Source organism: Lentzea sp. NPDC004789 (assembly GCF_053601075.1).
Map to the genome: position 1 here is coordinate 56591 of NZ_JBSGBE010000029.1, position 23241 is coordinate 79831.

A 23241-nucleotide genomic window follows, 5' to 3' on the forward strand; every position below is an offset into this window, starting at 1 on the left:
CTGGCCAAGACTTCGAGACCCGTCCTAGCCGTCCCGCGAGCGCTGTCAGGCAGGACGGGTCGTGGGACGGCTTGAGATGGGGATCTGCCTGCGCAGACAGCTTGATTCGCCAGGGTGGGACGGGGCGGTGCAACCCGTCCCACCCTGGCCGCTTGTTGCCTTGTGTCGCGCCGACGAAGCGGCGCCTCGGGCGGGACAGGACACGTCGACCCACCTGGACCTTGCTGAAACGCTAGGTGCCTCCATGGCGATAGATAGGAGACGTGAACCGGCAGGTGTTGCCGGCGGCCGAGAGGACGGAAATGGTAGATCCAGCCCAGATAGCAGTTAGTGCGTTCGCTGGCCGCGCTGCGGTACGCGCGATCAATACCCTGCTTGGGCCGGAAAACTACTCTGCAGTATCTGCTGCGGTCGAGGGTGCATTCTATGCGATAGAGGATGAAGTCGGGGAAACTGTTGCAGTCCTAACAGAAGAGCAGTACGAGGACGTTGAAAACTTCCTGCAGACAAAGGAAGTCGGCTCGCTTCTGCAGTCGTGGACTGTACTTAAGATCTCAAGTCGCGGCGGCGGCGGTGTGTCCGAAATCCTAGGTGACGTAAAGCTCGCGTTTGAGAACCTCGCACAGAAACGCTGTGAGGACCAAGATCCACCTTGGAGTTCGGTCGCTGGGGATATATGGGGGATAATTACGCGGTTTCTGGACGTAGCAGTTCCAGCACTACGCAAGATGTCTGTCAGTTCCGAAGACAAGGTCGAGCTATTTGCGCGCTTTTCTGTAGGTTCCGAGGTTCTAAGGGGCAACAAGCCGTCTGCGCCCAAATATATACGAGATCTCGTTAGTATTTTCGCGTCGCCGACAAGGCTGGCGAATTGCCGAAACGCGGTATACGACGTTAGGCGTGCGGCGGAAGACGCTTTTAGTGAACTTGCGCTTGCCCACGCCCAGGACGAATACCGCGTCGAAGTCGATCGTTTGTATGTGGATCGAACGCTTAAAGAGCACCTTTCCGGTAGCGAGGCCGACTCGGATGTAATGCTGGCGGCGCACGAAGGAATACCGAGGATTGTAGTTATCGGTGATCCTGGTGCCGGTAAAAGCACTCTCGTTCAGCATACGGCCTATAATGTCATGCGGTCCAATCAGGTTCAGGTTGCGCCACTTGTCATTCAGTGTCGTGACTATGCCGCGAATGCATGGGGCATCTCGCTTGTCACGTATATGTCGAATCGCTTGGAGGCGTCGGATTCCATCAAGATTGACGATGAAGCTCTCGTTGATCTGTTGACGGTCGGAAGCGCTTACGTGATCTTCGATGGTGTTGATGAGATTATCGACCTTGCCCGACGCAGAACTTTCATTAAACAAATTGAATCATTTGGTCGACGATTCCCGTATACTCCGATCCTCGCAACTGCTCGGCGTGTTGGTTACGCACGGGCGCGGTTTAGCACTCAAGACTTCCAAGTGTATGAGCTTGACGAATTCTCGTCTGATCAGGTTGCGGAGTACGCTCGAAAATGGTTCGACCTCACTCGGCGACAGAAGTCGGAAATGCTGGCGTTCTTGCGAGAGACGGAGTCGATCGCGGACATCAGAAGCAATCCTTTGATGCTGTCTCTTCTCTGTACGCTCTACCGTGCGCGTGGCTTCATTCCGCGCAATCGCCGCCAGGTATATCGAGAATGCTCTGAGTTGCTGTTTCAGCGCTGGGACGCAATGCGTCAAATTGAGCAGCCATTTGATCATCGCCAGTACGGTCAGAGGCTGATGCAGGAGCTTGCGCGCTTCTTCTATAGAAGTCAATCGGCGCAAGGCGGACTTGAAGAACAGCAGCTCGTAAAGATTATCGCGATATTCTTTCGAGACACTGCATCAATCAATCCGCCGGAAGATCAGTCCAGGGCTCAGCAGTTTGTAGATTTCTGTGCAGATCGCGCATGGCTATTGTCAGCGAAAGGCTACAGCGCTCGCGGCGATCGACTTTTTGCGTTTACGCATCGTACGTTCATGGAATACTATGCGGCCGAATGTCTTGTGCGAATCGCGCAGAGTGTCACCGAGGTTGCAGATGCAATTGTCGGGGCATTCGAGGCTGATCCTAGTTCGGTCGTTCCTGACGTAATGGTTCAAGCAGTTGACGACAAGTTTGACCGCGGCGCGGAGCAGGTGCTCAAGTACCTCCTGGAGCGAACGCGGACAGTCGCGGGGTACCGGGATAAGTATCTTTCTCTGTGCTTGCGTATTGTGAACAGCGCTCCAATGTCACGTGCCGTCTCTGAATCTCTTCCTCGACGAATCTCTGATTTTTGGAGATCAATGCAGGGAGTCGATGGCTCTCATGAGTCTTCGACGGCGTTTTTTGAGCTCTATCGAGATCCTCGCACACGTATGATCGAAGCGGCTATGAAATCGCTTGAGGATGTCGAGACTGAAGGTGCTGCGCTATCGCGTTCCTTTGCAGTGGAAGTGTGTTCGAGATGGGCGCGGTTTGAGGCGCAGGGTGTGGCTACGTATTTTGAGCCAGAGTGGTCCGAGTCAATCGGCGTGGTCTTCGATCAGATTGCAAAGTTGTATCTGAGGGCAGTAGACGCTATAAAAGCTCAAAGGCAGGACGACGATGACTTTCCCGTGTCGGTAGAGATAATTGATCCAGCGCTCGCTGACTACCTGGTTGCGACGGCTCGCGTGAAGAGAAGGGACTTTGACGCAGCCCTGGGTTTATGTCCTCGACTTTATGTTAGAACGTTTACGTCAGCGTCGCCCGGTTGTGTCATCGAAACGCTACGAAAGGGAATTCTGAGTGGTGCTTCCGAGGTTTCGAAGAGTCAACTTCGAAGCGTAGATTGGTTTGTAAAGAACACGGTCAAGAACCCAGTTCGGCTGGCGGATGCTCAGATTCTCGACTTTGTCTTTCAGGATCTTGCTTCTTACTGGCCAAAAGCCTCTGCGTCGGAGATCAATTCAAAGCTTGCTGGCGCTCAGCCGCTGCGCGACCTCGCTTTATGGATCATGTTTGTCACCTATGAGGCAGAAGAGTACTCCACAACCTATTTGCATACTTGGTTTGATGGCGTAGTCGGCCTCAAGACGCTAAAGCGACTTTTTGCTAGCCGTGATGCTCATCTAGGTCTAGAGGGGGAGTCTCTTGGGCGGCCTCTTTCTGATAGCGAGGTTAGGGTTCTTCTCGAAAGTTTCGGTGGCTGGGCCTATAAGTGGGTCGTGGGAGACCTGAGCTTGCTTGCGGCAGAAAAGGCGGACGTCGCTGGGCGGCGCCTTGATGCCGATGAATGATTCGAGCTAAGCGGGGTGTCGAAACGCGTTGGGCGAAGTGCCGCCGAGATCCACGCCGTGATCGATTCGCTCGGCGACGTGACGAGTTCTCCGTCGTTACTGGTGAGCTGGCTGTTCGGCACCTGGTGGTGCAGGTCGATCTCTCGGTGTGGTGGACGTTGGTGAATGCCAGTCAACGCACCTTGTGCATCCGGGAGCGCATCGGCCGCAAAGCCAGCTGACGCATCGTTCGCGAGCCTGAAAGATCCGTTCGTGATCGTCGTCGGGCTGCGGGGTGCGAGCTTCCACCCTCATCGGGGATCACGCTGGCGAGGCGTGCCGTCCGGCGCTCGGTGTCGCGCATGGTTGGAAGAAGCTCGCCGAACTGCCAAGCGCGCGACGAGTTCGCCATACACGACGGCGATGATCACGGCGAGAACCGCCACCAGGACGGTGTCGAGTCCGCAGATGCACAGTGCCCCGGTCGTCATCGGCGCTGCTTCTGGCGGTCAGCTAGCGCGCGAAGCTGCTCCGACAACATCGACGAGAAATTCTCGGCACCTTGCGGGAGGAAGCCGATCAGCACCGGGCACGGACTGCCGGGCAGCGTGACGTAGATCAGGTCATCGTCGCCGAGGTGCGCCTCGATCGGCGTGCTCGACCGGACCACGGTGACCACGTATCCCGAGCCGAAAAGGCCCTCGGCCGCCGGATGCCGTTCGCCGGGCGTAGTCACGGTGACCTCCGTTTCCAGGTGTCCGGCGGCGCTGAGGCGGACAGGAGGTGTCCACGCCGCCGGACGGCTCGGGGGACCGCTTGTGAGCGACCCATGTCAAACTGAAATCAACGTCTCATCAGCACTTGGTCAGCGGAACGACCTGGCGGCGACATGTAGACGACATGAGCGAATCGAGGAGGTGGGACGGCGTGCGGACGTTCCGGACGGTCCTGGAGCAGAAGATTCGGGAACGGCGTCAGACCCTCCAGGAGTTCATCGACTTCGCCGAGGTGTTCGCGCGCGAGCACAACGAGCCGGGGACGATCGGCAAGCGTCATCTTCAGCGGCTCATCGCTGGTCGGAAGGCTTCTGGGGAACCGCTCGGGCCGACTGTTCAGCCGGCGACCGCGCGCCTGCTGGAACGGATCTTCGAAGTTGGGATCGATGACCTGTTGTCGCCACCGAAACCGCCCGAGGTCGTCGGGCTGCAACGGCCGGAACGGGACGCGGTCGAGTTGGCTGCTGCTCTTGACTGGCTCGACGAACGTGCAGGGTGGGAACCAGGAATGAGCCGTTCGAAGGTGCGCGCGAGGCTTGATGCGCTCGACCTAGGCGCGCTGCTGGACCGGGGAGCGCGACGAGCGAGGGTTGGGCGAACGGCGTTGGCTCGCGCGCTCGTCGAGTACTACGGCGATCAGGGCATCTACCGGGCGATCTGTGCGGACGCCGAGATCTTGACCAGCGTTGTGAGCCGTGCGGAATGGCTCGACCTGGCCTGTCCGCTCGGTGGTTCCCGTGGTGAGTTGACGCTCACTGAGGGAACTGGCGATCACCGGGCGCTGCACGAGGTCGAGGCATCGGCGGCCCTGTCCTGGCTAGCAGAGTCGGTCACGCTCGGCGTGCGGTTCGCGAACCTGCCGCTGTATCGCCTGCGAAGCGTTGACGTCGGTCCAGGGCGGGTGCGGGGCCGCGTCGGCATCGTGCCGTTCGTCGAGTACGCGCTGACGGCCGATCTCCTCGAACGAGAGCTGATCGATGCCGTTGGTGCCGGAAGTGTTGGCCGGCGAACTCCTTTGCGGGACAGGCGATTGCCGAGTCTCGATGCAGTGCACGACCTGTCCGGTCGCGTATGTGCCGGTGGCGTTCTGGCTCTGTGTGCGATCGCTCGGCCGCATGATCAAGTCCGCGGTTCGGCTGACTACGCCCTGCTGGTGCAGGAGCGGTCCAGCCAGGTGCTGAACGCCGCTGGACGGCTCGCGGTGATCCCGAAGGGCTTCCATCAGCCTCTGACCGATGTCCGAGCCGATGCGGCGGTGGGCGCGACGCTGCGGCGGGAGTTGGAAGAGGAGCTGTTCGGCCGTCACGACGTCGATGCGACGGTGGGTGACGCACGCTCGGCGGCACCGATGCATCCGAGCCGACGATCGGAGCCGATGAAGTGGCTGACCGGGGCACCGGGGCGGTTGCGAATGGAGTGCACCGGATTCGGGCTGAACCTGGTCAGCGGGAACTACGAGTTCGCGAGCCTCGTCGTGATCGAGGACGAGGAGTTCTGGCACCGGTTCGGTGGACAGGTCGAGGCCAACTGGGAAGCAAACGGACTGCGGCTGTATTCCAGCCTCGACGGCGACCTGGTGAGCGAGTTGATCTCGCAAGAGGCCTGGAGCAACGAGGGACTGTTCGCGTTGCTCCAGGGCCTGCGTCGGCTGAGCGAGATCGGCGGCGACCGCGTCAGCCTGCCGCCGGTCGAGTGGCGGCTCAGCGGCTGATCACGTCTGGGACGGCCAGCGAACCGTCATGACCACCGAGTCCTCAATGGACTCCCACGAGTGGTCGATGCCGGGACCCCACATCACGTAGTCACCTTGGCGGGTCATGGTCGCGCTGCCCTCGGTCAGGTCAATGCGGAAGTGCCCTTGTACCAACAGAACAAGGGTCGTTCGCTGGTCGTCCGAGGTCCACTCCACACGCTTGTCACCAGCGGGGTGATTGAACCACTTCACCTCGACATCCTTCGACGACCGCACGCCCTCGGACGGGTCGATGAAGTGCCCGACCAGCCAGCCGCGCGTGGCGCTTCCGTCCTCTGCGGCGTTGCCCTGGCTCCAGTTCGCGGTCACCGTATCTCCCACTCGATCGTTGGCACATTCACGCGGCTACCGCCGATCTCCTTGAGTCGGCGAAGCCCTTGCAGGAGCGCGAACAAGCCCTCGTTGCTCCACGCCTCGTCGGCGGCGAGTTCCTCGACGAGCTCGGCATCGGCACTGGAGTACTGGCGAAGGTTCGCCGTCTCCCAGTTGGCCTCGATCTGCCCGCCGTACCGCTGCCAGAACTCCTCGTCATCGACGACGATCAGGAGCGGGAACTCGAAGTTCCCGCTCACGAGGTTCAGCCCGAATCCGGTGGACTCCATCCTCAAACGGCCCGGCTCGCCGAGGAGCCAACGCATCGGCTCGGAAAGGCGGCTCGGGTGCATCGGATCGGCGCTGCGCTGGTCGCCCACCGTGTTGTCGATGTCGTGGCGGCCGAACAGCTCTTCTTCCATCTCGCGGCGCATCGTCGCGCCCACCTGAGCGTCGGCCCGGAAGTCCGTTAGCGGCTGGTGAAAGCCCTTCGGGATCACGGCAAGCCGACGCGCGGCGTTGATGACGTGACCTGAGCGCTCCTGCACCAGAAGAACGTAGTCCGCCGGACCTCGGAACGGGTCAGCAGGTCGAGCGAACGCGCACAACGCGAGTGTGCCGCCGGCTGTGAGGCGTCCGCCCACGTCCAGGACCGAGTCGAGGTCAGGTAGGTAGCGGTCGCGCAGCGGGAGCGCGTCCGGCTCTGTGCCGCTGGACAGCGCGTCGACCAGCTCACCCTCCAGGAGATCCATTGTCACGATGTACTCGACGAACGACGTGAGTCCGACCGAGCCGCCGATCGACTGTGGCCCCATGTCGACGCTCAGCAAGCGGTAGAGCGGCATGTTCATGAACCGGACACCGAGCGAGAGCGACTCGGCGAGCCGCTGAACGGCCTGGTCGAACGCCTCCTCGTCGAGGGTGAGTGGCGCATCTCCGGCCGCACGTTCGAGCGATAGCCGGTCATGGGTGGCGACCATGGGGCAGGCGAGATCGAGCCAGTCCGCGCGCGTGAAGATGCTGGTGTCCGCCTCGACGTCGCCGAACCGGGCGGCGTAGCGACCGTACCCATCGGAGCGGTGGCCGTAGTAGCTCGCGAGAGCTTGAGCGACGGTGCTCTGATCGACGCGTCCGCGACGGCTTCCCCTGTCCCGCAACGCATTCACGTCGATCTGAGCGAGACGCGATGCCACGGCGCGGCGCGCTGCTCCTGGTTCACGAGCCGCGCGGCCGTCGAGCCAGTCGAGTGCGGCGACGATGTTCGGATCGGCGGCGAGACGTTGCTCTGCATCTGCGGCCACGCTGGTCATCACAGGTGCGGTCGCGGCGGCAGAGATGCATGTGCGAGCCTCGGCGAAACGGGCCTTCACCTCGTCGGGCGCTCGCTCAAGCGCTGTGTCCAAGGCTTGTTGCAGCTCTGACTTGGGTCGTGAGCTGGGCTTCTTGTGCCAGTTGCCCACTGTGCGCCAGTGAACGCCGAGGTGATCAGCGAACCCCTCCTGGCTGAGCCGTAGTGCGTCCTGCAAGGCGCACGCGTCGGCACCGGTCCAGCCGTTCGGCAACGTCATCTCGTCGCTACCCCCGAAGCGCGATATGTAGGGAACTTGTCGTGGTTGTGTAGTGGTCTTGCGTGGGCTCCAGCGCGTTTTCGCAGTGGAATTAGTGCCATGGAAAACAGCAGCGCCACCAGGACAAACAACGAACTACCGGCGGCCGCGGACATGCTTCGCGAGTTCCGCGAGCTGGCTCACTACGGAAGCAACGTCGGATTTGAGACCGTCGAGCCGCTCGGTGATGTCTTCGAGTCGCTCTTCGACACGGTCCATTCGCGACCAGAGCGTGTCGGCGAGGTCCACCACCGGGTCACCGACCTCGGGAGGCTTGCGGCCACGCAGCACGGCGTCCAGGTGCTGCGGGTGCCAACCCAGTGCTGTGGAAAGGGATTCGAGGGTTCGAGGGCTCCGCCGGCGTTCCACGAGGTTGTGCTGAAGCTCGCGGACGATCGCGAGCGACACATGCGACCGCTCGGCGAGTTCCTTCTGCCGCAATCCCAGCTCGTCCACCCGCTGGTTGATCGCCTTGGCGACTGCCGCCCAATCCTCCGACACGTATTTCCTCCGCGCTCCGCCTCGGCGCAGACATTAGTCACTGTTTCGCGCACTGCGGTGTGACACGGCGATTCACGCGCCGTCCGCGGCGACACATGTCTTCACGACAACTGATATCAGCACGAATCGAACTGAAATCATCATTTCTCGTAGAAAGGCCATTCCTCATGCGTACTTCTCTGCCTTCCTCCGCCCACACCGTCCGCGAGACCGCGTGGCTCCTCGGCGTCAGCCGGTCCGAGGTCTGTCGCGCCATCCGGCTCGGCAAGCTGCGCGCCGAACTTCGGCGCGGCCAGACCGTCATCCCCGTGAGCGCGCTCCTCCCGCTGCTCGCCAACGCCGGTCCGGGGGTGCTCCGTGACTGACGACCGACTGATCGGCATCGCGTGGTCACTCGACCGCCTGCGCTGGGTGCCGACCGACCAGCTCGCCGAGGTGGTCGAGCGCGACGGCCTGTGCATGTGGGCGTTCACGAACGAGCCGCCGGACGCCGGTGAGGAGCTGACCGATCGTGAACTGGCTCAGCGCACGTGCGCCGGGTGCCCGGTGCAGGACGAGTGCCTGGAACTCGAACTCCGTACGGCTGGTGAGGACACCACCGGCGTGTGGGGTGCGCTCACCGACGACGACCGGCGGGAGCTGTACCCGCACTGGCTCCGACGCGGCGAGCGCTTCGAGAGGGGGCCGCGTTCATGAACGCTCTCACTCTCACCCCGACTCAGGTCATGGCAGGCGTCGGCGCGCTCCTGGTGCTGGTGCTCGTCTGGCGAACGGCGTCCCGTCGCGCGAAAGCTGCGGCGAGCGCGGCACGCACGGGTGCCCGGTTCGTCTCGCTTGCTGGGCGCGTGCTGTTCAACGCCGCGCTGATCGTCGTGGCTCAGTGGATCGTGATCACCCAACGAGGTAGCGGTTGGCTGCTCGTCGCGGTGCTCGCCGTGCCGGCTCTGTTCGCGTCGTACACGCTGACCAAGGCCCTGACGGTGACGACGTACGAGCCTCGTCGCCGAGGCGGTGAACGGCGATGAGCGAGCCGATCGAGCGCGTAGCGGTACAGGTCGACCGGTTGTGCTGGACCGGCATCCTGCTCGGGCTGGCGTTCACGATGACCAACGTTCAGCAGTTCGCGGCGGCTGGCTCTCCGGTGTGGTCGCTCGCATGGTGCGCGGCGTGGCTGCTCGACCCGATGGTGTCGCTGGTGCTGCTGGCGATCCTTCGAGCCGAGCAAGTCACGGCCCGGCACAGCATCCGCATGGGCGGGTGGGTGCGGGCGGCGAAGTGGTTCACGCTCGGCGCGACGTACGTCATGAACACCTGGAGCGCCTACGCCGCCGGATCGGCTGCGCTGGTGGTGCTGCACTCGGTTCCGCCGCTCGTCGTGTTCGTCGCTGCCGAGGCGGTGACCGATCTTCGAGACAAGCTCGGCTCGGCGGTCGCCGCGCTCACGGCGGTGCAGGAACCGCAGGCTTCGCCGAGTCCTCAGCGGAAAGCCCCGAAGGGCGCGAATCAGAGGACGTCGTTCGCCGACTACCTCGCGGTTGCCAAGGCGGCTCGAACGCCGGACGTGACGGTCACGCCCGCATGGGTGCGCGAGGTGACGCAGTGCTCACGTGGCCTGTCGTCGAGGCTGGCCTCGGCGCTGAACGCCGAGGTGCAGCCATGAGCGGCGAGGTAGTTCCGGCAGGACCGGTGTTCGAGGGTGAACTCGTCGACGACCAGCCGGACGCGATTCAACCGCCATCGACTCATCGGGTCGTCGGCTGGTGGCAGCGTTCGCGGTTCGTTCCGGCGGCGCTGAAGTCGAGGCAGGCGCTCGTGTACGCGGTGAAAGACGGGGCCGCGTGGTTGGTGCGGTCGCCGTACCGCTTCGTCCGAGCCACCTTGCGCGGCCTGGTGGTCGCGGTGCGCAGCTGGCGGCGATGGGTGCGGGTGCACGACTACCGCGAGGCTGCGGAGCAGTCTGAGAAGCTGGCGGACAAGTTCGCGGAGATCCGTGGACTGACGTTGTTCCGGTGGAAGGTGACCGGCGTCGTGCTCGCGGTTTCCGTTGTGTCCCTTGCGATCCTCGATCTCGTCTATGGGCACCGGGTGTTGTGGATCGCCGGCGTCGTCGGCTCGGCGGCGTTGGCGATCCTCGGCAGGCAGAAGGACGGGAACCCTGGGCGGAAGGCTGCCCTCGCCGGGCCACGCTCGCTTGCGTGGACGATGGACCCGCAGATCCTGGTGGACGCGTTCCGGGACGCGAAGCTGATCGGCAAGGACGAGAGCCTGCGGCTCGTCGAGCGGGCGAAGCACCAGGGCGGGGGATGGGCGGTCACCGTCGATCTCCCCGCCACCCGCAAGGCGGCCGACGTCGTGAAGCACCGCGAGGACCTGGCGTCGGCTCTGGCGGTCGATGAGATCCAACTCAGCGTTGAGCGCGTGCGAGGCAACGGCGGACACGCTGGACGCGTCGCGATGTGGGTTGCCGATGAGGACCCATACGCCAAGCCGCCGATCCGGACGCCGTTGCTCGCGGTCGAGCGGTGGGACGCGTGGCGGCCGGTGCCATTCGGCACCGATGCGCGCGGCAGGCGGATCACGCTTCCGTTGGTGTGGACGTCGCTTCTGATCGGCGCGCTTCCCAGACAGGGCAAGACAATGGCCGAACGGTTGGCGGCCGCGGGCTTGATCTTGGACCCCCATGTGCGGCTGTACGTCGCCGACTTCAAGAACGGGAAGGACTGGAAAGCCGCCGAGAAGGTCGCCCACCGGTTCATGGCGGGCGACGACGCCGAGCACGTTCTCGCGTTCCTGGACTGGCTCGTCGAGCTGATCGCCGATGTCCAGGACCGCTACCGGCGGATGCAGGACCTCGACGACGTCACCTGTCCCGAGTCGAAGGTGACACCGGACATGTCCCGTGATCAGTCATTGGCCATGCCGATCACAGCACTGATCGTCGACGAGGTCCACATCGCTCTGGAGGACCGCACTCCTGTTGAGGTGCAAGGGAAGAAGCTCACAGCGGGGGAGTACATCGGCGAGCTGCTCACGTGGCTCGCGAAGAAGGCGCCGGCGGCGGGCATCATCCTCGTTCTGGCGACGCAGCGACCGGATAGCAAGACCATCCCGACCAAGCTGCGTGCCGTGCTCGGCTCCCGCTTTGCCTTGCGTGTCATGGACTTCCGCGACAGCAACATCATTCTCGGCGAACAGATGAACACTCGCGGATATGACAGCAGTCGCCTACTTCCGTCTCATCGTGGTGTGGGCATCTTGCGGCCGGACGGCGAGACCCAAGCTGGTGCTGACGTACTCGCGCTGACCGTGCGGACCTACTACATGCCGAACGAGGACTGGCGGGAGATCTGCGAGCGCGGCCGTGCTCTGCGTGAGGCGGAAGGAACCCTGAGCGGACACGCGGCAGGGCAGGACGTTCCGCCGATGCTCGACCGCTCGACGGCAGTCAAGGCCATCGGAACCGGCACCATGGCGAGCCTGGCCGAGGTCGAGCTACCCGAACCGCTGGCATCGGTCGTCGACTACCTCGGCGACGACCTGAACGAGCGGGACTTCGTACCCACTGCCGAACTCGTCGAAGCACTGGAAGTCGAGGCGACAGCGTTCGGTGCGGACATGGCCGAGTTCGAGTGTCGGCCGACGCGCCAGTACGTCCAGGACGGCGAGAACACCCGGCGCGTACGCGGCTACCTGACGGCCGACATCCGAGCAGCGATCACTGAAATCAGTTCCTCGGGTGGATCGTCATGACCGCCGATGACCAGCAAGGGAAGCGGGTCACGGTCCACGTTCCGGTAGATCCACCTGTCCTAACTCGGCAGGTAAGCCGCATACTGCTACAGATGCTGATCGAAAGAACCGAGATCGAGGTACTCGACGTACCTCGGGGAGAGGAGGTGTGATGACTGCTGAAATCAGCACAGACCCGTGGGCGACACTCGACGACCTCTGGGGTGTCGAGGCGGTGAGCGTCCTCGACGAGGGGATCGGGCCGTTGGCATTCAGCGGCCGGTGTTCGACCGAGGACAACCAAGACCCGGAGACGTCTCGCGCTTGGCAGTTCGGCAACGCCCAGAAGTTCGTCGAGCCGCTCGGCGGCGTCATCGTGGAGGAGTTCTTCGACGTCGGTCAGTCGCGGTCCGTGCCATGGGAGCGACGGCCGGAAGCGGCACGGTTGCTGGAAGCGCTGAAGGACCCCAACCGAGGCTGGAGCGGCGTCGTGGTCGGCGAAGGGACGCGATGCTGGTTCGGTAACCAGTTCTCGTTGATCGCACCCCGGTTCGAGGCCTACGGAGTGGATCTGTGGGTGCCCGAACTCGGCGGGAAGTTCGATGCCCGCAACCCGTCACACAAGATGCTGATGAGCGTGCTCGGCGGCATGAGCGAGTCAGAACGACAGCACGTGCAGGCGCGAGTACGTGCCGCCATGGATGCCCAGGTAGTCAACGAGGGGCGGCACCAGGGCGGCCGAGCACCGTACGGCTACGTCGTGGTGGACGGCGGCCCTCACCCGAACCCGCGCAAGGCGGCCGAGGGCTACAGGTTGCGCGTGCTCGCCGTTGACGACTCGGCTGCCGAGGCGGTGCGCCGGATCTTCACCGACTACCTGAGCGGTGAACTCGGTGACCGGGCGATCGCGACTCGGCTCAATCGCGACGGCGTGCCGTGCCCATCGGCATTGCGGCCGGAACAGAATCGGCACCGGCTCGGCGACGGCTGGCAGGGGAGCACGGTCCGGGCGATTCTGGAGAACCCGCGCTACACGGGCTATGCGTTCTTCGGACGGTGGCGGAAGTTCGAGACGCTGCTCGACCCGGACGACGTGGCGGCCGGTCATGTCGTCAAGTTCCGCCGATCGAGCCCCGACCGCGTTGTTCGCTCTCGCCGACCTGCGCACCCAGCGCTCGTGTCGGTCGAGGAATTCACGCAGGCTCAGCTACTGCGTAAGTCGCGGGCGGCCGGTGGGATGCGGGGACGGGCGAAGCTTGAGCGCACTCGCACCAGCGGAGCGCGGCCGTACATTCTGAAAGGCCGGATGCGGTGCGGAATCTGCACGCGGAAGATGCAGGGAGCGATCATCCGGAAGGAACACATCTACTACCGGTGTCTGGCGCGCTCGTTGGCTCCAGGGTCAGCGGCACTGACCAACCATCCGAGGACGGTGAATCTCGCCGAGGACGTTGTGCTGGAGCCGCTGAACAAGTGGCTATGCCAGGTCTTCGACCGCAAGAGCATGGATCGGACCGTGGCGCACCTCGTCGCGTCACAGGGAGGACCAGAGGAAAAGTCGACGACGCGGGACGCCACGAAAAAGCGGCTTGAGGTGGCCGAGGCCAAATTGCGGAGGTTTCAGGCGGCGATCGCGGCAGGAGTCGACCCCGTGGCGCTGGTGGATGCGATCAACGAGGCGGAGGAACAGCGCGCGGCGGCGGGCGCGGAACTGAAGGGCTTGCCTGCGCCGACAACGCTCACTGCCGCTGAGGTGCAAGCGAGGCTCGACGGGCTCGACGACGTGACGACAATCATCACGGAAGGGAAGCCAGAAAGGCTCGCGAGGCTTTACGAGGACCTCGGCGTTGAACTCAGGTACGAAATACAAGAAGAGGCCATCTATGCGACGACCTCTCCTCGTGTGTTTAGCGAACGTGTCCGAGGGGGGACTTGAACCCCCACCCCCTTGCGGGGACTAGCACCTCAAGCTAGCGCGTCTGCCATTCCGCCACCCGGACGTATTTAGTTCTACCGCAGCTCTCGCCGTGGTGTGTGCATAGGTTACATGATCGTCGCCGCACGCCAAAATCGGGGGGTTGGCTGGAGGTTTGTGCTGGTCAGGAGTGGTGATCTGCGGTGGCGGTGGGTCGGGTTGACGACGGCGTGGATGGTGATCTCGAGGGGCGGGGACAAGGTCTGTGAGGACGAGGCGGTGAGTCGGCCTGGGCGTGGGACTGGGCCTCAGGTCGCCGGCTGGGTGGTTGGGGAGCGTTAGGGTCAGGGCGTGAGTGAGCTGGTGGGGTGGTTGCTCGACTCTGATCCGGCCCTGCGGTGGCAGGTTGAGCGGGATCTGCTCGCGGCGCCGCGGGCGGTGTGGGAGGCCACGCGGGCGCGAGTGGCGAGTGAGGGGTTTGGGGCTCGGCTGCTTGCGGAGCAAGGGAGCGACGGGATGTGGGCCGGCGGGGCCTTCTTTCCCGCCGGGTTTGACGGGGCCGAGGGTGGGCAGCCGTGGACGGCCACTACGTGGTCGCTCAACTCGTTGCGGGAGTGGGGGTTGGACGCTGCGGTGCTTCGGGAGCGGCGGACGGTTGAGTTGCTTGGGGAGCGCTGTCGGTGGGAGTACGAGGGGCTGCCGTATTGGGGTGGTGAGGTTGACGTGTGCATCAACGCGTGGACGCTTGCCAACGGCGTGTGGCTCGGGGCGGATGTTGAGGGGATCGCTGAGTGGTTCGGTGCGCATCAGCTTGGGGATGGCGGGTGGAATTGCGAGTGGGTTGAGGGGTCTGTGCGGTCCTCGTTTCACTCGACGCTCAATGCGCTCAAAGGATTGTTGGCGTACGAGCGGGCTGGTGGGCGTGTGCAGGAGGTGCGTGCGGCGGGGGAGGAGTACCTGCTTGAGCGGCACCTGTATCGGCGACTGTCCACTGGGGAACCTGTAGGGGAGTGGGTGGGGCGGTTCCGGTCGCCGTTTCGGTGGGAGTACAGCGTGTTGAACGCGCTGGACTACTTTCGGGAGGCAGAGGTTCGGGATTCGCGGATGGCCGAGGCGGTTGCGCTGGTCGAGGGGGCTCGGCAGGCGGACGGGACGTGGTTGCAGGCTGGGCGGCATCCTGGGCGGGTGTGGTTCGAGATCGACGTGCGGGAGAACGAGCCGTCCAAGTGGTTGACGTTGTTTGCCATGCGGGTTCTTGCTTGGTGGGGGAGTTAGATCCAGCCTCGGGCTCTGGCGAAGCGGGCCGCTTCGTGGCGGTTGGAGGCGCCGGTTTTGCCCACGGCTGAGGAGAGGTAGTTGCGGACTGTGCCTGGGGACAGGGAGGCGCGGCGGGCTATTTCGTCGATCGGGGCGCCTTCCAGGGCCAGTTCCAGGACGTCGGCTTCGCGTGGGGTCAGCGGGTTGTCGCCTGCGCTGATGGCTTCGGCGGCTAGAGCGGGGTCGACGTAGCGGCCGCCGGAGTGCACTGTGCGGACCACGGTGGCCAGGACGTCGGACGAGACGGTTTTCGGCAGGAAGCCGCGGACGCCTGCGGCCAGGGCGCGTTTCAGGTGGCCTGGGCGGCCGTGGCTGGTGACGATCATCGTCGAGCACGACGGGAGTTCGGTGGAGAGGGCTTGAGCTACCGAGACGCCGTCGAGGTCGGGCATCTGGAGGTCGATCACGGCCACGTCCGGGTGGACCACGCGGGCGGTGGCCAGGGCTTCGGCGCCGGTGGCGGCTTGGGCCACCACTTCCAGGTCGTCCTCCAACGACAGCAATGCCGCCATGGCGCCGCGGATCAGGTGTTCGTCGTCGGCCAGGAGGATGCGGATCACGGGAGCTCCACGGTCAGCACGAAGCGGTTCGGCGGCTCGGAGGTCGCGGTGACCGAGCCGCCCAGGGCTGAGACGCGTTCGCGCAGGCCGGTGAGGCCGCTGCCGAAGCGGAACGGGGCCGGTGCGGCGCCGTCGTTGGACATGGTGAGGACCTTGCCGCGCAACGTGATCGTGCACGAGCGGGCTTCGCTGTGGCGCAGGACGTTGGTGACGCCTTCGCGGACCGCCCAGCCCAGCGCGCCCGCGGGCTCGCCGTCGAACGTGACGTCGCCGATCACGCGGCAGTCGATGCCGGCGGAGGCGAGGAGGGAACGGGCGCCCGCCAGTTCGACGGACAGGTCGGCGGTGCGGTAGCCGCTGACGACGGCGCGCAGTTCGTCCAGGGAGTCCTGGGCGATGCGGCGGACCTCCAGCATCTCGTCGATCGACTCCGGGCGGCCGCGGCGGGCCAGCTGGGCCGCCAGTTCGGCTTTCAGGGCCACGACGGAGAGGTTGCGGCCCACCACGTCGTGCAGGTCGCGGGCGAACCGGAGGCGTTCCTCGGCGACGGCCAGGTTCGCGCGGACCTCGCGGGAGCGGTCGAGCTCCCAGACGAGGCCCACCATCCACAGCGTCGTGCGGAACGCGAACGCCACGAGCAGCAGCATGACGACGACGTACGCGGCGCGGTCCGGGGAGGCTGTGAGGAACACGAACACGCCGCTCACGGCGGACGCAAGGACCAGGGTGCGCGGACGGACCACCGCGGACAGGGTCGTGATCGTGAGCACGAGGACCATGACCACGACCGCGTCGGCGGGACCGTCGGGCTTGCCCGGGGGCGGAAGGGGGAACGCCACCTGCGCAGCGACCAGCACCGCGCAGGTGAAGACGAGCAGGAGCACGAGGGGCCTGCGCGGGTACCCGACCCTGCCCAGGTGGTGCTCGATGCCGAGGTGGACCAGGCGCAGGCTCAGCACGATGTGGACCAGCACCGCCGCCGAGATGGCCACGAGCGAGACCGTGCTGATCTCCTCCGCCAGCCCGATGATCAGCAACGGTGGCAGGAACAGGTAGCTCAGGTAGAACGTGGCGCGCACGAACAGGTCGAACCGCGCCGCGTTGCCCCTGGACCGCCACCAGCCGAGCAAGCTCACCTCCGAGGATCCCAGCGGAACCAGCGACGTACAGCGTAGGTGCCGAGGCCGATCCACAACGCCAGAACGATCATCGGGCGCAGCACCGGGCCGCCGTCCCAGCCCGCGTGCAGCAGGTCGAGCACCGGGCTCAACGGCAACAGCCGCAGCACCGTGGCGACACCGTCCGGCAGCACGGACACCGGGAAGAACAGTCCCGAACCGAGCACGCACGCCATGAGCACCGGCAACGACGTCACCTGCGCCATCTCGACCGTGCGCGTGAACGCCGAGGAGGCCGCCGCGAGCAGCACGAACACGATCACGCCCCCGACGACTCCCACGAGCAGGAACCACGGCCGCGACGGCAGCGAGATGCCCGTCATCACGCCGATGATCACCGCGAACAACGCCATCTGCCCCAACGCCACCACGACGGACGGCAGGGAGGCGCCGAGCAGGATCTCCGGATCGGTCAGCTCGCCGACGCGAAGACGTTTCAGGACAAGCTCTTCCCGCCGCGCCACGAACGTGGTGACGAGGTTGTAGTAGACCGCCATCAGCAGTACGAACCCCGTCAGCCCGATGACCAGCGGTACACCGTCGGCGTCCGCCGCCATCAACGCGGGCACGAGCAGCAACGGCAGGAGCAACGAGTTGAACAGCGCGGTCCTGTTGCGCCAGAACAACTTCAGCTCGGCCTGCCCCACGGCCACGGCCCTCACGCCGCCTCCTCCGCGATCGCCAGGAACGCCTCCTCCAGGGACGCCGACCGGGCGTCCAAACCGGACAGTTCGACCGAGTTGGCGTGCGCCCACGTCAGCAGCTCGTGCAGCGTCTCCTGCAGGTCGTTCGTCCGCACGGTGACCCGCCCGGCCCCGTCCTCCGACACCACGACGGGCAACGGCACCCCGGCCGGCGGCACGAACGAGATGCGCGCCGGATAGGCGTCCACCACCTCGGACACCGTGCCCTGGGCGACGATCCGGCCCCGGTGCATGATCGCCAGCCGGTCGGCCAACGCCTGCGCCTCCTCCAGGTAGTGCGTCGTCAGCAGCACCGTCACGCCCTCGCGCAGCAACGCGCGGATCAGCTCCCACGTGTTGCGCCGGCTTTCCGGATCGAGTCCGGTCGTCGGTTCGTCCAGGAACAGCACCTCGGGCCGTCCCAGCAACGCGAGCGCCAGGTCGAGGCGCCGCCGCTCGCCACCGGACAGCTGCTTGACCCGCACGGACGCCCGATGCGTCAGGTCGACGAGGGACAACGCTTCCTCGACCGGCCGCGCCGAGGTCAACGTCCCGGCCCACATCCTCGCGGCCTCGGTCACCGTGAGGTCGGGCGGGAAACCTCCCTCCTGCAGCATCACGCCGACACGCGGCCGCACGAGAGAGCGCTCCCGAAACGGGTCGTGCCCCAGCACGGACACAGTGCCGGAGGCAGGGCGTGAGAGTCCTTCCACGACTTCGACCGTGGACGTCTTCCCCGCGCCGTTCGTGCCGAGCAACGCGAACATCTCGCCCCGCTCGACTTCAAATGAAACGCCCCGCACGGCCTCGAAACCCCCGCTGTACCGGCGGGTCAGCCCCTGCACCTCGATCACCGTCATACGCCCAACGATCTCGGCGAACACGGTCCGGAGGCAGTGTCGCGAAACACCAGAAAGCCATGACAGATGTCACGGGTGGTAGCGGCCCACGATCTCGCTGATCTCACCGCGGAGGTTGAACGTCAGGCGGGGCGCGTACGGCGGGTGTTCCAGCGCCAGGAACTCCTGCCGGCTGCACGGCGCCGCGCCGAGCCCGTTCCACGACAGGTCGAGCCCGCGCGGGGTGTCCCCGCAGCCGAACGCCGTGCGGATCTCCACGTCGTCCGCGAGCTTCGACACGTGCGGGGTTCTGGACAGCTCGTGCACGTACGAGTGGTTCTCCTCCGCCGGTCTGAGCTCGGCCTCGACCCACTCGACCGTGCCGTTGTCGGCGTGGATCGCGGTGATGATCGTGATGTCCGTCGCGCTCGGCCACAGCCACACCACCGCGCCCGCCACCACCAGCACCGCGGCCCCGGCCACCCACATCCAGCGCTTCATTCCACGTCCCCTCGATTCGTGATCACCGTCTTGACGCCGTGACCGGTGGCGAGGTTGCGTGCAACCGGCCGTTGTTCCGGTGAACCATTTGGTCCACTTGGCTGAACGACCGCGTTTCGTTTTCCTTCTACACTCGCGAGGATGACTCAGCTGGACGATCCACGCCGATCGGTCCCGCCGGAGCTGGCGCCGTTGCTCCGAATGGGAGTGGCGCCTTTGTCGGTGACCATTTTCGAGGCCATCGAGAAATCGATTCCCGAATACAGCCTTTTTCGGGAGAACGTCGTCGACGGCATTCGGCAGGCGTTGGTCAAGTTCGTCGACATGATCGCCGAACCGGCAGCCGGGCGCGCCCCGCACGACGACATCCACCGCAAGCTCGGGGCCTGGGAGTTCAAGTCCGGCCGCAGCCTGGACAGCCTGCAGGCCGCGTACCGGATCGGGGCGCGGGTGGCGTGGCGGCACGTGTGCGCGTTCGCCGAGGAACGCGAGCTCTCGCTGCACCAGATGTCGGTGCTCGGTGAGGCCATGATCGCGCACGTCGACGAGCTGGTGAGCCTGTCGGTCGAGGGCTACGCGGCCGCCCAGGCGAGTGCGGCGGGAACGCTGGAACGCAAGCGGCGCAAGCTGATGGAGCTGCTGCTCGGTGACCCGTCGACCAACTGGCAGGCCGTGCTCGACGCGGCGGAGGCGGCGGCGTGGCCGATGCCGGAGCGGCTCTCGGCGGTCGCGCTTGAGCCGTCCGCCGCACCTCCCGGCGACCTGCCGCCGGACGTGCTGGTGAACTTCGAGGAAGCCACGCCGTACCTGCTCGTGCCGAACCCGGTGGCGGTCTCGCGCTGGATCCGCCGGGCACTGCCCGGCTGGCGCGCCGCGGTCGGGCTGCCGGTCGCGCCCGCCGAGGTCCGCAGCTCGCTGGCCTGCGCGCGGCAGGTGCTGCGGCTGGCACGGGAGAAGGTGCTGCCGGATCAGCCCGTCCTCGACTGCGCCGATCATCTGGTCGAACTGACCGTGCTCGCGGACGAGTTCCTGGCCAGGCAGCTGGCCGAACGCGCGCTCGAACCGTTGGCTCCGCTGACCGACCGGCAACGCACGAAGCTCGCCGAGACGTTGCTCGTCTGGCTGTCGGCACGGGGTGGCGCGCCCGAGGTCGCCGCGCGGCTGCAGGTGCATCCGCAGACCGTGCGCTATCGCGTGAACCAGTTGGAGGAACTGTTCGGCGACCGAATGCACCACGCTGAGGAGCGGTTCACGCTGGAGCTCGCGCTGCGCGCGCACTATTTGTTGGATCGCGACTGATAAAAGGCGCCGGACCAATTCGTACTTGAGTGACAAAAGCAAGTTTTCTCTTGCACTGCGGAATGCGGTGTGGCTACATTACCGGCGAGTAAACAAAGCCCGCCTTCTTGCAGTTCAATGTCGTACTCATGGAGGTCCCTGCAGATGAAGACCCTCGCACGCGCCGCTGCCTGCGTTCTGGCCACCGGAGCGCTGACCGCGGCGATGGCAGGCACCAGCTTCGCGGCAACCGCGTCGCTGAACGTGACCTACTCCTGCAGCTTCACCCTGATCGGCGCGCAGGACATGCCGACCACGGTCAGCTCCGCGAACCTGCCGGACTCGGCGGCGGTCGGCGTGCCGACGGCGGCGTCCGACACCACGGTCACGAGCACCGTGTCGGAGAACGCCACGGCCACGCTCGCCTGGCTCGGCGCGAAGTCGGTCGACGGCACGATGACCAGCAAGGTGCCCGTCACCAACGGCAGCGCCACCCAGACGCTGACGTCGGTGTCGACCATCCCGAACACGCCGGTGCCCTCCACCGGCACGTTCCAGGTGACGGCGACGGGCACGTTCCCGGCGATGACCCTCGCCAACGCGGGCTCGGCGACGATCTCGCTCGGCAGCGCGGAGCTGAAGCTGACGCCGCGTCTGGCGGACGGCTCGGCGACGTGGCTCGGCACGATCACCGTCCCCTGCACCATCAAGGCCGGTCAGAGCACCTCGTTCTACACCTTCCCGGTGGCTTGACCGGTCCCGTGATGGGATTGGCGGCATGGAGCTCCAGCAACTGGTGGACCGCATTGCCGCCGAGGTGACGCCAGGGGGTGCGGTCGCCGACTACATCCCCGCGCTCGCCAGGATCGACCCGCACGCCTTCGGCCTCGCCGTCGCCACACTGGACGGCGAGGTCTTCGGCGCGGGGGAGTACCGGACACCGTTCTCCATCCAGAGCATCTCCAAGGCCTTCACGCTCGCGCTGGCCCTGTCGCACAACGACGACGTGTGGACGCGCGTCGGCCGCGAGCCGTCCGGCTCGCCGTTCAACTCGCTGGTCCAGCTGGAGACCGAGCAGGGCATCCCGCGCAACCCGTTCATCAACGCCGGTGCGCTCGTCGTCACCGACCACCTCGGCTTCGGCGCCGCCGACCGGCTGCTCGAGTTCCTGCGTCAGGAGAGCGGCAACCCCTCGGTCGACGTGGATCCCGAGGTCGCCAAGTCCGAGCTGGACCACTCCGACCGCAACCGCGCTCTCGCGCACTTCATGGCCTCCTACGGCAACATGCGCAACCCCGTCGACGTCGTGCTGCACGAGTACGTGCGGCAGTGCTCGATCCGGATGAGCTGCGCGGACCTCGCTCTCTCGACGCTCTTCCTGGCGCGGCACGGCGTCCGCAACGACGGCACGCGGCTGTTGGGCGTCAGCGCTGCCAAACGGGTCAACGCCGTGATGCTCACGTGCGGCACCTACGACGCCGCCGGCCAGTTCGCGTATCGCGTCGGCCTGCCCGGCAAGAGCGGCGTCGGCGGCGGGATCATCGCCGTCGTCCCCGGGAAGTGCGCGATCTGCGTGTGGAGTCCAGCATTGGACGCGAGAGGCAACTCGGTCGCGGGCGTCGACGCCTTGGATCGGTTCACCACGTCCACGGGGTGGTCGGTGTTCTGAGTGGTGATAGGAAGACTGGGTGAGCACATTGGGGAACGCGCTGGCACTGGCGCAGGACGAGGCGGTCACCCTGGTCAGCGAGCTGATCAGGATCGACACCACGAACACGGGTGATCCCGCGACGCTGGTGGGGGAGCGCAGGGCCGCCGAGTGGGTGGCGGAGAAGCTGGCCGAGGTCGGGTACGAGACCACCTACGTCGAGTCCGGGGCAAAGGGACGCGGCAACGTGATCGCGCGGCTGGCCGGGGCGGATCCGAGCCGGGGAGCGCTGCTGGTGCACGGTCATCTGGACGTCGTGCCCGCGGACGCCTCCGAGTGGTCGGTGCACCCGTTCTCCGGTGCCGTGCAGGACGGGTACGTGTGGGGCCGCGGCGCGGTCGACATGAAGGACATGGTCGGCATGACGCTGGCCCTGGCACGGCACTTCAAGCGCGAGGGGATCGTGCCGCCGCGCGACATCGTGTTCGCGTTCCTCGCCGACGAGGAGGCCGGCGGTCTCTTCGGCGCGAAGTGGCTGGTGGAGAACCGGCCCGAGCTGTTCGAGGGCGTCACCGAGGCGATCAGCGAGGTCGGCGGGTTCTCGATCACGCTGAAGGACGACGTGCGGGCGTACCTCGTGGAGACCGCCGAGAAAGGCATCCGCTGGCTCAAGCTGCGGGTCAAGGGCACCGCGGGCCACGGCAGCATGATCCACCGGGACAACGCGGTCGCGAAGCTCGCCGCCGCGGTCACGAAGCTCGACCAGCACCAGTGGCCGCTGATCATCCGGCCGTCGGTGCGCGAGTTCCTCGACGGCGTCAGCGAGATCACCGGGCTGGAGTTCCCGGACGACGACGTCGAGGGTTCGATCGGCAAGCTCGGCGCGCTGTCGCGGATGATCGGCGCGACGCTGCGCGACACCGCGAACCCGACGATGCTGTCCGCCGGCTACAAGGCGAACGTGATCCCGTCCACCGCCGAGGCCACTGTGGACTGCCGGATCCTGCCCGGCCGCGAGGAGGCGTTCGACCGCGAGCTGGCCGAGCTGCTCGGTCCGGACGTCGAACGGGAGTGGGTCGGCCTGCCGCCGGTGGAGACCACCTTCGACGGCGCCCTGGTGGACGCGATGACGGCGTCGATCATCGCCGAGGACCCCGGCGCCCGCGTGCTGCCGTACATGCTGTCCGGCGGCACCGACGCCAAGTCGTTCCAGCAGCTCGGCATCCGCAACTTCGGCTTCGCGCCGCTGAAGCTGCCGGCCGACCTCGACTTCTCCGGGCTCTTCCACGGGGTGGACGAGCGGGTGCCGGTCGAGGCGCTGAAGTTCGGCGTGCGCGTGCTCGACCGATTCCTGCGCAACAGCTGAGGAGCA

The 23241-nt window shown here is 65.6% G+C and carries 22 protein-coding genes and 1 tRNA gene; 13 read left to right on the plus strand and 10 right to left on the minus strand.

Going from position 1 to position 23241, the window contains the following annotated elements; genetic code table 11:
* The first annotated feature begins 263 nt into the window (after positions 1–263).
* The gene (locus ACWEIJ_RS41380) at positions 264–3293 is read left to right on the plus strand and encodes an NACHT domain-containing protein (protein ID WP_449842764.1); all 3030 of its coding nucleotides are present in this window, start codon (positions 264–266) and stop codon (positions 3291–3293) included.
* Between the two features lie 466 nt (positions 3294–3759).
* On the opposite strand, the gene ACWEIJ_RS41385 is transcribed toward ACWEIJ_RS41380, so the two are convergent.
* Positions 3760–4008, minus strand: a complete 249-nt coding sequence (locus tag ACWEIJ_RS41385) for a hypothetical protein (protein WP_449842765.1) — start codon at positions 4006–4008, stop codon at positions 3760–3762.
* A 191-nt stretch (positions 4009–4199) separates the two neighbouring features.
* Here ACWEIJ_RS41385 and ACWEIJ_RS41390 point away from each other — a divergent pair, with 191 nt between their 5' ends.
* The gene (locus ACWEIJ_RS41390) at positions 4200–5759 is read left to right on the plus strand and encodes a transcriptional regulator (RefSeq protein WP_449842766.1); all 1560 of its coding nucleotides are present in this window, start codon (positions 4200–4202) and stop codon (positions 5757–5759) included.
* Here the strand turns inward: ACWEIJ_RS41390 and ACWEIJ_RS41395 are convergent, their stop codons facing one another.
* The 3 genes from ACWEIJ_RS41395 to ACWEIJ_RS41405 all read right to left on the minus strand — a co-directional run bounded on the left by ACWEIJ_RS41395 (position 5760) and on the right by ACWEIJ_RS41405 (position 8176).
* Positions 5760–6110: a signal peptidase I gene (locus tag ACWEIJ_RS41395; protein ID WP_449842767.1), complete on the minus strand. Its 351-nt coding sequence runs from the start codon at positions 6108–6110 to the stop codon at positions 5760–5762.
* On the minus strand, positions 6107–7681 hold the full coding sequence (locus tag ACWEIJ_RS41400) for a transcriptional regulator (protein ID WP_449842768.1): 1575 nt from the start codon (positions 7679–7681) through the stop codon (positions 6107–6109). The genes ACWEIJ_RS41395 and ACWEIJ_RS41400 overlap by 4 nt, the downstream gene beginning before the upstream one ends.
* Before the next feature lie 135 nt (positions 7682–7816).
* Positions 7817–8176, minus strand: a complete 360-nt coding sequence (locus ACWEIJ_RS41405; protein WP_449842769.1) for an XRE family transcriptional regulator — start codon at positions 8174–8176, stop codon at positions 7817–7819.
* 212 nt (positions 8177–8388) lie between these two features.
* Between ACWEIJ_RS41405 and ACWEIJ_RS41410 the strand changes: the two genes are divergently transcribed.
* From ACWEIJ_RS41410 to ACWEIJ_RS41435, 6 genes are all read left to right on the plus strand, one after another.
* Positions 8389–8586 (plus strand): hypothetical protein, encoded by a 198-nt coding sequence (locus ACWEIJ_RS41410; RefSeq protein ID WP_449842770.1) that lies wholly within the window; start codon positions 8389–8391, stop codon positions 8584–8586.
* A complete protein-coding gene (locus ACWEIJ_RS41415; RefSeq protein ID WP_449842771.1) occupies positions 8579–8917 on the plus strand; it encodes a WhiB family transcriptional regulator in 339 nt (112 codons plus the stop codon). The genes ACWEIJ_RS41410 and ACWEIJ_RS41415 overlap by 8 nt, the downstream gene beginning before the upstream one ends.
* Positions 8914–9246 (plus strand): hypothetical protein, encoded by a 333-nt coding sequence (locus ACWEIJ_RS41420; protein ID WP_449842772.1) that lies wholly within the window; start codon positions 8914–8916, stop codon positions 9244–9246. The genes ACWEIJ_RS41415 and ACWEIJ_RS41420 overlap by 4 nt, the downstream gene beginning before the upstream one ends.
* A complete protein-coding gene (locus ACWEIJ_RS41425; protein ID WP_449842773.1) occupies positions 9243–9881 on the plus strand; it encodes a hypothetical protein in 639 nt (212 codons plus the stop codon). The genes ACWEIJ_RS41420 and ACWEIJ_RS41425 overlap by 4 nt, the downstream gene beginning before the upstream one ends.
* A complete protein-coding gene (locus ACWEIJ_RS41430) occupies positions 9878–11971 on the plus strand; it encodes an FtsK/SpoIIIE domain-containing protein (protein ID WP_449842774.1) in 2094 nt (697 codons plus the stop codon). Before ACWEIJ_RS41425 ends, ACWEIJ_RS41430 begins: the two co-directional genes overlap by 4 nt.
* Before the next feature lie 151 nt (positions 11972–12122).
* Positions 12123–13886 carry a recombinase family protein gene (locus ACWEIJ_RS41435; RefSeq protein WP_449842775.1) on the plus strand — a complete coding sequence of 588 codons (1764 nt, stop codon included), beginning with the start codon at positions 12123–12125 and terminating at the stop codon, positions 13884–13886.
* Here ACWEIJ_RS41435 and ACWEIJ_RS41440 read toward each other — a convergent pair.
* Positions 13868–13950: transfer RNA gene (locus ACWEIJ_RS41440), tRNA-Leu, on the minus strand. The two genes, ACWEIJ_RS41435 and ACWEIJ_RS41440, sit on opposite strands and share 19 nt — an antisense overlap.
* Positions 13951–14216: 266 nt before the next feature.
* Here ACWEIJ_RS41440 and ACWEIJ_RS41445 point away from each other — a divergent pair.
* Positions 14217–15140: a squalene cyclase gene (locus tag ACWEIJ_RS41445; RefSeq protein ID WP_449842776.1), complete on the plus strand. Its 924-nt coding sequence runs from the start codon at positions 14217–14219 to the stop codon at positions 15138–15140.
* On the opposite strand, the gene ACWEIJ_RS41450 is transcribed toward ACWEIJ_RS41445, so the two are convergent.
* From ACWEIJ_RS41450 to ACWEIJ_RS41470, 5 genes are all read right to left on the minus strand, one after another.
* Complete coding sequence (locus ACWEIJ_RS41450) at positions 15137–15742, minus strand: response regulator (RefSeq protein ID WP_449842777.1); 606 nt, start codon at positions 15740–15742, stop codon at positions 15137–15139. The genes ACWEIJ_RS41445 and ACWEIJ_RS41450 overlap by 4 nt on opposite strands.
* Positions 15739–16878, minus strand: coding sequence for a sensor histidine kinase (locus tag ACWEIJ_RS41455; protein ID WP_449842778.1), 1140 nt, complete (start codon positions 16876–16878; stop codon positions 15739–15741). Before ACWEIJ_RS41455 ends, ACWEIJ_RS41450 begins: the two co-directional genes overlap by 4 nt.
* Positions 16875–17582, minus strand: coding sequence for an ABC transporter permease (locus tag ACWEIJ_RS41460; protein WP_449842779.1), 708 nt, complete (start codon positions 17580–17582; stop codon positions 16875–16877). The genes ACWEIJ_RS41455 and ACWEIJ_RS41460 overlap by 4 nt, the downstream gene beginning before the upstream one ends.
* The gene (locus tag ACWEIJ_RS41465; protein WP_449842780.1) at positions 17579–18463 is read right to left on the minus strand and encodes an ABC transporter ATP-binding protein; all 885 of its coding nucleotides are present in this window, start codon (positions 18461–18463) and stop codon (positions 17579–17581) included. The genes ACWEIJ_RS41460 and ACWEIJ_RS41465 overlap by 4 nt, the downstream gene beginning before the upstream one ends.
* A 69-nt stretch (positions 18464–18532) precedes the next feature.
* Positions 18533–18943, minus strand: a complete 411-nt coding sequence (locus ACWEIJ_RS41470; protein ID WP_449842781.1) for a hypothetical protein — start codon at positions 18941–18943, stop codon at positions 18533–18535.
* Between the two features lie 141 nt (positions 18944–19084).
* Between ACWEIJ_RS41470 and ACWEIJ_RS41475 the strand changes: the two genes are divergently transcribed.
* The 4 genes from ACWEIJ_RS41475 to ACWEIJ_RS41490 all read left to right on the plus strand — a co-directional run bounded on the left by ACWEIJ_RS41475 (position 19085) and on the right by ACWEIJ_RS41490 (position 23235).
* Positions 19085–20242, plus strand: coding sequence for a PucR family transcriptional regulator (locus ACWEIJ_RS41475; RefSeq protein WP_449842782.1), 1158 nt, complete (start codon positions 19085–19087; stop codon positions 20240–20242).
* Positions 20243–20386: 144 nt separating this feature from the next.
* Complete coding sequence (locus ACWEIJ_RS41480; protein ID WP_449842783.1) at positions 20387–20974, plus strand: DUF6801 domain-containing protein; 588 nt, start codon at positions 20387–20389, stop codon at positions 20972–20974.
* Positions 20975–20999: 25 nt separating this feature from the next.
* Positions 21000–21890, plus strand: coding sequence for a glutaminase (locus tag ACWEIJ_RS41485; protein ID WP_449842784.1), 891 nt, complete (start codon positions 21000–21002; stop codon positions 21888–21890).
* Positions 21891–21918: 28 nt separating this feature from the next.
* Positions 21919–23235, plus strand: a complete 1317-nt coding sequence (locus tag ACWEIJ_RS41490; protein WP_449842810.1) for a M20/M25/M40 family metallo-hydrolase — start codon at positions 21919–21921, stop codon at positions 23233–23235.
* Positions 23236–23241 lie beyond the last annotated feature (6 nt).